Source organism: Mesorhizobium sp. P2_E9 (genome assembly GCF_056403815.1).
The window spans coordinates 1-9,727 of record NZ_JBFUET010000039.1 but is presented as its reverse complement, the minus strand read 5'-3'; the positions used below and the strand labels follow the sequence as shown (position 1 = coordinate 9,727).

Here is a 9,727-nt window from a genome sequence, read left to right as displayed (position 1 = left end):
CCACAGGTCCGGCCGATACCGAAGCGCCGGCACAAAAGGCTCACATTCGCCCCAGGCGCTAGCGCCAGGCGCACGAACTCTTCCTTCTGTCTCATAGCGCTTCTGTCCTCGAATGGCATCCCGAACCCCCTCGCGCAAAAAGCGCAAAACTGTTCGCGATGTCCTCGCACACCTGTTCGCGATGTCACCGGTCCAAACACCCTTGTGGGAGAAGGTGTCGCCGAAGGCGACGGATGAGGGGTGTTCCAGGGAACGCCAACGCCTCACTCCGCTGGAACACCCCTCATCCGACCCGGCGCTGGCGCGCCGTGCCACCTTCTCCCACAAGGGGAGAAGGGAAGAACGGCGCTGGCGTTCGTCGGCCGGCAAGATAAGCTCCTTGCCAACCCAGGGAGAACCACATGAAAAAACAAGTCATCGAAGTGCCCGTCATGTCGGACAAGGTCCGCTCACTCGGCCTGCCCTGTTCGACGGCGGTGAAGGCCAACGGTTTCGTGTTCATCTCGGCGACGCCGCCGGTGGACATGGTGACCGGCGAGATGGTGCGTGGCGACATCGAAACGCAGACCGAGGCATCGCTGAAGGCGCTGAAACATTGCCTGGAAGCGGCCGGCACCTCGCTCGACAATGTGGTGATGGTGCGCATCTACGCCGTCAATTCCGGCTTCTACAACGCCATCAACCGGGTCTATGCGAAGTACTTTTCGACCAACCCGCCGGCGCGGAGTTTCGTGCCGGTGGCGTCATGGCCGATGGAGTTTGATATCGAGATCGAGTGCGTGGCGGTGGCTTGAGCTTTTCTTCTCTCGCCGTAACCACAGGGAGATCGTCATGACCAAGGAAATCGTCGAAGTGCCGGTGCTGTCGGCGGCGGTGCGCACGCTCGGCGTGCCGTTGTCGCTGGTGACCAAGGCCGCCGGGCTGGTCTTCGTCTCCGGCACACCACCGCTCGATCTTTTGACCGGCAAGCTGGTCAAGGGCGACATCGAGGTGCAGACCGAGGCGTCGCTGAAGGCGCTGAAACATTGCCTGGAAGCGGCGGGCACCTCGCTGGACAATGTCGTGATGGTGCGCATCTACGCCGTCAATTCCGGCTTCTACAACGCCATCAACCGGGTTTATGCGAAGTACTTCAGCGTCAACCCGCCGGCGCGGAGTTTTGTGCCGGTGGCGTCTTGGCCGATGGAGTTTGATATTGAGATCGAGTGTGTGGCGGTGGCTTGAGGGGCTTGGCTTCCAGGGAGACGGAAACGCTCGCTGGATGATTCTAACAAGGGCCAAGCATGGCGTGAGTCATGTGAAAGATAACGTGATTTCAACATCTTAGCGGAAAGAGGGTGAAAGATTCTTGTTTGTCTGCCCCATCGGATTCAGAAAAATATATGTCTGATAGACATAGAATGCGTCTGCTAGACATAATATCTGTTGCATGCCGTCCGAATCGTGGTATCTGTATTCCAAAGGACGGTATCACATGGACGGAAAACGATCTCGCGAAGCGCTGCTTGAATTCCTCGACTATCTTGCCAAAAAGGGCTTGATGAACAAGGCTACGGCTAGCGCCCGTAAAGCGGCCGCAAATAACGTTCTAAGCATCCTGGACGGCAATGAAGCCGAAGACGTCACGATTATTGATATCGATCAGCTTTTTGTGAGATATGCCAATCTTGCAGGCTCAAAATATAAGCCTGAGAGCCTGAATGTCTACAGAGGGCGCCTCAAAGCTGCGATTGAAGATTTCAAGAACTACCAAAACAACCCAATGACCTTCCGGCCTTCGGTGCAGTCAAGCGGGCGGAAGGTGACAGAACGTCCGAGAGTTGGGCAAGGCGAGGTTGATGCTACTGATCGTTCTGTCTCTCGCCCGATAGCTAGCGTTTCTAGTCCACCGCCTGCATCAGTCTCGATCTTGCCCATTCCTATAAGGCCGGATCTGGTAGTCCAGATACAGGGTCTTCCTTATGACTTGACGCCTGCGGAAGCGAACAAGATTGCCAATGTGATACGTGCGATGGCGTCTACAGAATAATCTCCCAGTCCAAATGGGAGATATTCTCAGCCCAGCTGAGAACCACGGGAGCCGCTGGCTCGGCGTCCAAAGCCGATGTCCAGCGGCCCTCTTGCCTGTCTAGATCAGGCCATGGAACAATAGCGCATAAATCCGATTGTCGCAAATCAATGACCGCTAACTGATTTGGTATTCAATGACCGCCCCAGACGCGACTCGGCAGAAAGAGGAATGGCGAGAGATTGACGCGATTTTCTCAGACTCAAAGAATACTTGGGTTATTCATTATTCTTGCGAAAGCTTTTATGATCGAGTGGAGGGGCGTTCGCCGAGAGTTACTTCCATTGCGGTTCGGAAACTAAGCGACGCGCAGACCCATTCTTTCTCTATTCATCAAATCGCTGAACGCCAAGGCGTGGCGTTCGGGGAGATCGAACAACATTACGATCGATTAGAGCGCCTCATGCTGGATGCGTTCTTCTCATTCGTGGGATCATACCGGAACAGCCACTTTATGCATTGGAATATGCGGGATGCGAATTATGGATTTGCAGCAATAGATCATCGGTATACGGTTCTCGGCGGTTTACCTATCGTAATTGACGACGAGCGAAAGCATGATTTGTCGAGAATAATCATAAATATATACGGGAAGGGGTATATAGCGCATCCGCGATTGGAGTCGTTAATTGAAAAGAATAAAATACGACCGTTGGACTTTATGACAGGAGCGCAGGAAGCAGCGGCATTCGAACAGAGAAATTTTAGCGGACTTCATCAGTCCACGTTACGCAAGGTGGATATTCTAGCGAATCTTGCAACCTTGGTTAAGGATCGCTCTCTTCAAACTAATACCACGCGCTGGGAGATGCATGGTGGCCGCATCCGAACTAGCGTCTCCTGGGTTCTTGAAAACAAGCTTGTTGCCTTTTTTGCGAGCATTGCGAGCATTGTTGGCTTGGGGTTGGCAATTTACGCTCTTAGGTAATAGCGCGGCCCCTCATCCGCCTGAGGGCACCTTCTCCCGATTGAACGGGGAGAAGAGGGCCAATTTCCTCACGCAAAATACTCCTGCAGCGGCCTGACCTCCAGGCTCCCGGCCTTCAACGCCGCGATCGCTTCCGCCACGGCCGCCGCACCCGACAGCGTCGTGTAATACGGCACCTTCTGCATCAGCGTTGCCCGCCGCAGCGATTTCGAATCCGACACCGCCTTCTGGCCATCCGTCGTGTTGAACACGATCTGGACCTGGCGGTTGCGGATGGCGTCTTCGATGTGCGGGCGGCCTTCCAGCACCTTGTTTATTTTCTCGGCGACGACGCCGTTTTCGGCGAGGAAGCGCTGTGTGCCTGATGTGGCCAGCACCTTGAAGCCGAGGCCGGCCAGGCGCTTGACCGCCGGCAATATGCCTTTCTTGTCTTCGTCGCGCACCGAGACGAACAGCGTGCCGGAGCGTGGCAGGTCGACGCCGGCCCCGAGCTGGCTCTTGGCGAAGGCCAACGCGAAATCGCGGTCGAGGCCCATGACCTCGCCGGTCGAGCGCATTTCCGGGCCGAGCAAGATATCGACGCCGGGGAAGCGGGCGAAGGGGAAGACGGCTTCCTTGACCGCGATGTGGCCGGGATTGCGCGGGTCGGGCATCGCGCCATAATGGGCGAAGGCGTCTTCCAGCGTCTCGCCGGCCATGATGCGGGCGGCGATCTTTGCGATCGGCCGGCCGATGGTCTTGGCGACGAAAGGCACGGTGCGCGAGGCGCGCGGGTTGACCTCCAGCACATAGACCGTGCCGTCCTTGATCGCGTACTGCACGTTCATCAGGCCGCCGACATTGAGCGCGCGGGCGAGGGCCGCCGTCTGGCGCTCCAGCTCGTCGACCAGTTCCGAAGGCAGCGAATGAACGGGGAGCGAGCAGGCGCTGTCGCCCGAATGGATGCCGGCCTCCTCGATGTGTTCCAATATGCCGGAGACGAAGGTCGCCTTGCCGTCGCAGAGGCAGTCGACATCGACCTCGATGGCGCCCGAGAGATAGGTGTCGAACAGCAGCGGATTCTTGCCGAGCAGCGTGTTGATCTGGCCGGTCTTGTCGTTGGGATATTTCTGCTTGATGTCCTCCGGCACCAGGCCGGGCACGGTGTCGAGCAGGTAGGATTGCAGCATGCCTTCGTCATGGATGATCTGCATGGCGCGGCCGCCCAGCACATAGGACGGGCGCACCACCAGCGGGAAGCCGAGCTCGCCGGCGACAAGGCGGGCCTGCTCGACCGAATAGGCGATGCCGTTCTTCGGCTGGCTGAGGTTGAGCTTGTGCAGCAGCTTCTGGAAGCGGTCGCGGTCCTCTGCCAGATCGATCATGTCGGGCGAGGTGCCGAGGATCGGGATGCCGGCCTTTTCCAGCGCGTCCGCCAGCTTCAGCGGCGTCTGGCCGCCGAACTGGACGATGACGCCGACCAGTTCGCCCGACGCCTGCTCGGCGCGCAGGATCTCCAGCACGTCTTCCGCCGTCAGCGGTTCGAAATAGAGCCGGTCGGAGGTGTCGTAGTCGGTCGAGACCGTCTCCGGGTTGCAGTTGATCATGATCGCTTCATAGCCGGCGTCGCGCAGCGCGAACGCGGCATGGCAGCAGCAATAGTCGAACTCGATGCCCTGGCCGATGCGGTTCGGCCCGCCGCCGAGGATGACCACCTTCTTGCGCGACGAGACCTGCGCCTCGTTGGCCAGCGCGCCGGCAAACGGCACTTCATAGGTCGAATACATGTAGGCGGTGGGCGAGGCGAATTCGGCGGCACAGGTGTCGATGCGCTTGTAGACGGGATGAACGTCGAGCTTGTCGCGGATCCTGGAAATCACTTCGGCATCGGTCTTGGTCAGTGACGCCAGGCGTGCATCGGAGAAACCCATCGCCTTCAGCATGCGCAGATTGACCGCATCCTGCGGAATGCCGTGCTCGCGGATGCGGGCTTCCATGGCGAGGATGCCGGCGATCTGCTCGAGGAACCACGGGTCGATCTTGCACATGGCGTGCACGTCTTCCAGCGAGGTGCCCATGCGGATCGCCTGCGCCACCATGCGCAGCCGGTCGGGCGTCGGCGTGCCGAGTGCCGCACGGATCGCATTGCGGTCGTCGGCATGGTTGGCCGCGACAGTGCCGTGGCCGAGGCCGGGGATCTCGATTTCGTCGAGGCCGGTGAGGCCGGTTTCGAGACCACGCAAAGCTTTCTGCAGCGATTCCTGGAAGGTGCGGCCGATGGCCATGACTTCGCCGACCGACTTCATGGCTGTTGTCAGAACCGGCTCGGCGCCGGGGAATTTCTCGAAGGCAAAGCGCGGGATTTTTGTCACCACGTAATCGATGCTCGGCTCGAAGGAGGCGGGCGTCGCGCCGCCGGTGATGTCGTTCTCCAGCTCGTCCAGTGTGTAGCCGACTGCGAGCTTGGCCGCGATCTTGGCGATCGGGAAGCCGGTCGCCTTCGAAGCCAAAGCCGATGAGCGCGAGACGCGCGGGTTCATCTCGATGACGACGAGGCGGCCATCGGCCGGGTTGACGGCGAACTGCACGTTGGAGCCGCCGGTCTCGACGCCGATCTCGCGCAGCACCGCGATCGAGGCGTTGCGCATCATCTGATACTCTTTGTCGGTGAGCGTCAGGGCAGGGGCGACGGTGATGGAATCGCCCGTGTGCACGCCCATCGGGTCGATGTTCTCGATCGAGCAGACGATGATGCAATTGTCCGCCTTGTCGCGGACGACCTCCATCTCATACTCCTTCCAGCCGAGCACGCTTTCCTCGATCAGCACTTCGGTGGTCGGCGAAGCGTCGAGGCCGGACTGGACGATGTCGTAGAATTCGGCCCTGTTGTAGGCGATGCCGCCGCCGGTGCCGCCCATGGTGAAGGACGGGCGGATGATGGCGGGCAGGCCGACATGGTCGAGCGCCTGCGCGGCGATCGCCATGCCATGGCTGATATAGCGTTGCTTGCGGTCACCTTCGCCGAGGTTCCAGCGGGTTTCCAGCGCGTCGAGCGCGGCGTCGAGATCGGCCGGAGCTTCGGCCTTGACGGCGGCGCGCTCGGCCTCATGCGTCTTGCGGTCGGTGTTCTTGACGTCGGTGGCGTTGGCCAGCATCGACTTCGGTGTTTCCAGGCCGATCTTCTTCATCGCCTCGCGGAACAAAGCGCGGTCCTCGGCCTTGTCGATGGCGTGCGCGTCGGCGCCGATCATCTCGACATTGTAACGCTCGAGCACGCCCATGCGGCGCAGCGACAGTGCGGTGTTGAGTGCGGTCTGGCCGCCCATGGTCGGCAGCAGCGCGTCGGGCCGCTCCTTGGCGATGATCTTGGCGACGACCTCGGGCGTGATCGGCTCGATATAGGTGGCGTCGGCCAGTTCCGGGTCGGTCATGATGGTGGCCGGGTTGGAATTGACCAGGATGACGCGGAAACCCTCTTCCTTCAGCGCCTTGCAGGCCTGGGTGCCGGAATAGTCGAACTCGCAGGCCTGGCCGATGACGATGGGGCCGGCCCCGATGATCAGGATCGACTTGATGTCAGTGCGTCTTGGCATGGCGAAGTTCCGTTTGGCGGGCGGCTTGCACAAAAAACCGGGACGGGAAGACCCGGCCGGTTGTGCTCGCGATTCTGGTATCAGGCTAGGTGGGCCTTATAGGGAAGAGTTTTGGCGGATGTAACCCCGAAAATGAGGGATTAGGCAGTGGGCAGTAGGGAGTAGGCAAGCCCTACTGCCTAGGCCCTACTGCCTTCGTCCCGACACCTAGTTCCCAAACGCCACCGTGTCCGTGATCTCGAAGCGTTCGGAGGCACCGATGCGGATCAGGTTCAGGCTGCCCTCGCGGGTGAAGCGGAATCCGCTTTGCCCGTTCGAGGCGGCTGGCAGACCGGCACGGAAGGAGATGACGCGTGTGCCGCCATCGGGCCAGGTGACGGTCACGTCGGCCTTGTCCTTGCCTTTATGCACGACGGTCGCGGCACAGCGCTCCATCGGCTGGCCGACATAGCGCGCGCAGGGGACCTCCACGCTACCCGGGGCAAGAGCTGCGGGCTGCGGGGGCAGGTCGGCGACGGTCTGCGTGTCGACGGCGGCATCCTGGACGGGCCCTGCGGGGTCGTCTCCGGTCGACGGGGTTGCAGCCGCGACCAGTGCCAGGCCGTAGGCGTCCTGCATGGCGGTGTCGGCGGCGGATTTCGCCGGCGTTTCCGGAGCGGCCGGATGGGCCACATCGCCGAGCCGCGCCGTCAGGTCCGGCGGCGGTAGGCTGGACTCGGCAGGCGTCGCGCCCTGAGCTCCCGTCGGCTGGTCGGTGTCTGGCACGGGCGCCGGATTGACGGGAACGAGGTAGCGTGCCGGCGTCCAGCCGGTGGCTTTCGGATTGTCCGATACAATCTTGCACCATTGATGTCCGTCAATGTCGTTGCAGCCGAGGTTGGTGACGCTCGCACCATTGGCGATGCGGGCCTCGGTCTTGCCGATCGGCGAGGGGTTGGCGCGGACATTGAGCAGGTCGTCAGGGGCCAGCCCGCTGACGATGGAGATGAAGGGCGTGTCTTCGGCATAGGCGGGGAAAGCTGCTGCAAACGCCGTCAGCAACGACGGAGCGGCGATCAGCGCGTAGAGAATTGTCCGCAGTCGGCGCCTCATCACTTGGCTGTCGGCGATCAATTGCATTACCAAAGGCACCGCCAGAACCCGAAAACGCTGCCGCACGCGAAGCCGGTTTTATAAGCGACGGTGCGCCGCCATGTCTACAAGCGAGATGTTCACGCCTTCTTCAGCCCGAATGTGAACGCAGGCGTTCAGCCTGGCATGAACGAGTTCAGCTCGGCATGAAGCCAGTCCTGAGCGCATGCGCCCATTCCGGCCGTCCCGCCTGTTCGGCTTGCCGCGCCGCCGCTTCGTGGTCGTAGTCGACGGCGATGGCCTCGAAGCGGTCGGGCTGGCCTTCGCCACCCAAGGTGACGATGCCGTAGCGCGCATGCGGCGAGCCCTGTTCGGAGACATGCGCCGGCGGCGTGGAATCGTCATAGGCAGGGCAGCCGATGCTGCCGGGATTGAAGATGACGGGGCCATCGGGGATGCGGACCAGCTCCGCGCGGTGGCTGTGGCCGCACAGCGCGATGCGGCAGGCGGGGTCGAGTGCCTTCAGCCGCCGCCGGATCGCCGCCAGCGGCGCGCGCACCAGCTGGCCGTCGACGATGGCGTCGGCGAAGTATTTCTCGTCATGGTCGGGGCGGGCATGGAAGGCGACAATCCCCGGCGCGATCTCCAGCGTCAGCGGCTGGGCGAAAAGCGCCGCGCGCTGCGCCTCGGTCAGCCGTTCCTGCGCATAGACGTCGGAGGCCCACATGGTCTCATCCGCCGGATCGGCGGCGACACGGCGGTCATGGTTGCCGCGCACCGTCGGCAGGTTCAGCGCTTCCAGCCGCGCAAACGTCTCGCGCGGCCAGAGCGGACCGGAAACGCTGTCGCCGAGATTGACGGTGAGATCAGCGCCGCCGCGCCGTGCCAAGTCCTCAAGCACGGCGTCGAGCGCCAGGACGTTGCCATGGATATCGGCGAGGACGGCTATGCGCATTTTTAGGGGCCCCGTGGATGATGAATGACTGGTCGGAACGGCTACCCTAGCAGGACTTGGGTTCCTCGCCCCCGCTTCGCGGCTACGCTATGCACACATTTCCTGTGACTGGCGTGATTGATCGGCGCGAGGCTTGATTGCCAGGTGTTTCCCCCAATGCTTCGCAGCGCCACCTTTCCCCCCTCCGGAGAGAAAGGAAAGGCGCTTTGCTGGACGAGCGTTGACGGCAAAAGCTTGGCGCCTTTCCTCTACCCCGTCGATCGGGGGGTCCGAAGGACGGGCGAGACCCGTGGCTCGCCCCGGCAGGTGGCTCGGCGAAGCCGAGACGGAGTGGGGGTCGACCGTGCAGCATAAGACAATGCATGCGCCAAGCTGTCATGCACGCTATCGCCAAAGACCAACCGACTGGAAATGTGTGCATGCGGTAGCCACCTCTCCCACACTCCCGTGGGGGCGGGGAACCCAAGTTCTTCAAGGTTCAGGCCAGCGCTTCGATGTCGTGGCCGCCGACCGCAGGCAGTGCGGGATCGTCGCCGGCGGCGGCGATAACGCTGTCGAGCAGGCCGGGGAAGCGGGCGTCGAGGTCGGCGCGGCGCAGCGTGATCATGCGGTTGGTGCCGACCACTTCGGCGCGGGTGACGCCGGCCTCGCGCAGTTTGGCGAGGTGGTAGCTGAGATTGGTCTTGGAGCCGAGATCGAGGAACTGGCTGCAGTTCAGCGGCACGCCTTCCTTACTGGCAAGGTAGCGCACGATGGCGAGCCGCGTCGGGTCGCCGAGCACGCCGAGCACGATGGGCAGGCTGATCTGGTCCGTATTGGGATGAGGTAACGTCATGGCTGGAACCTAAGCGCAGTCCGGGCTGATTTCAACGCATCCGTCCTCACCCAGGGCAATCGGGTGAGTTAACGCGTGACAAGGAGGTTGAGAGCTGAATCTGTCGAGATCATTTGATTCTGAGGGGGAATATCTGGATGGACGATGTGGCTTGCAACGCCGGTGCGTTCGCGGAAACGGTTGTTTTTCTGGGTCATTTCAAGGATCTGCCTGATGGTCGGCAGAGTGCGAAGGTAAGGTATCCGCTGGATGAGGTGCTGCTGCTGTGTCTTATGGCGGTGATCGCCGGGGCGGAAGC

At 61.5% G+C, this 9,727-nt stretch carries 9 protein-coding genes; 5 read left to right on the top strand and 4 right to left on the bottom strand.

The features are described from left to right. Positions 1 to 401 precede the first annotated feature (401 nt). The 4 genes from AC1D05_RS35455 to AC1D05_RS35440 all read left to right on the top strand — a co-directional run bounded on the left by AC1D05_RS35455 (position 402) and on the right by AC1D05_RS35440 (position 2,996). Positions 402 to 794 carry a RidA family protein gene (locus AC1D05_RS35455; RefSeq protein ID WP_032931345.1) on the top strand — a complete coding sequence of 131 codons (393 nt, stop codon included), beginning with the start codon at positions 402 to 404 and terminating at the stop codon, positions 792 to 794. 37 nt (positions 795 to 831) lie between these two features. Continuing rightward, on the top strand, positions 832 to 1,224 hold the full coding sequence (locus AC1D05_RS35450; protein WP_477447604.1) for a RidA family protein: 393 nt from the start codon (positions 832 to 834) through the stop codon (positions 1,222 to 1,224). 250 nt (positions 1,225 to 1,474) lie between these two features. Continuing rightward, complete coding sequence (locus tag AC1D05_RS35445; protein WP_477447602.1) at positions 1,475 to 2,029, top strand: hypothetical protein; 555 nt, start codon at positions 1,475 to 1,477, stop codon at positions 2,027 to 2,029. A gap of 175 nt (positions 2,030 to 2,204) precedes the next feature. Next, the gene (locus tag AC1D05_RS35440) at positions 2,205 to 2,996 is read left to right on the top strand and encodes a hypothetical protein (RefSeq protein WP_477447600.1); all 792 of its coding nucleotides are present in this window, start codon (positions 2,205 to 2,207) and stop codon (positions 2,994 to 2,996) included. Between the two features lie 68 nt (positions 2,997 to 3,064). Here the strand turns inward: AC1D05_RS35440 and carB are convergent, their stop codons facing one another. From carB to AC1D05_RS35420, 4 genes are all read right to left on the bottom strand, one after another. Continuing rightward, positions 3,065 to 6,568 (bottom strand): carbamoyl-phosphate synthase large subunit, encoded by a 3,504-nt coding sequence (carB, locus tag AC1D05_RS35435; RefSeq protein WP_477447598.1) that lies wholly within the window; start codon positions 6,566 to 6,568, stop codon positions 3,065 to 3,067. A 207-nt stretch (positions 6,569 to 6,775) separates the two neighbouring features. Beyond that, the gene (locus AC1D05_RS35430; protein WP_477447596.1) at positions 6,776 to 7,660 is read right to left on the bottom strand and encodes an SH3 domain-containing protein; all 885 of its coding nucleotides are present in this window, start codon (positions 7,658 to 7,660) and stop codon (positions 6,776 to 6,778) included. 175 nt (positions 7,661 to 7,835) lie between these two features. Beyond that, the gene (locus tag AC1D05_RS35425) at positions 7,836 to 8,594 is read right to left on the bottom strand and encodes a metallophosphoesterase family protein (RefSeq protein ID WP_477447594.1); all 759 of its coding nucleotides are present in this window, start codon (positions 8,592 to 8,594) and stop codon (positions 7,836 to 7,838) included. A gap of 478 nt (positions 8,595 to 9,072) precedes the next feature. Further along, entirely contained in the window at positions 9,073 to 9,429 is a 357-nt protein-coding gene (locus AC1D05_RS35420; RefSeq protein WP_475459078.1) for an ArsR/SmtB family transcription factor, read from the bottom strand. 137 nt (positions 9,430 to 9,566) lie between these two features. Between AC1D05_RS35420 and AC1D05_RS35415 the strand changes: the two genes are divergently transcribed. Continuing rightward, the coding region (locus AC1D05_RS35415) for a transposase family protein (protein WP_477444546.1) at positions 9,567 to 9,727 on the top strand (161 nt) is incomplete at its 3' end.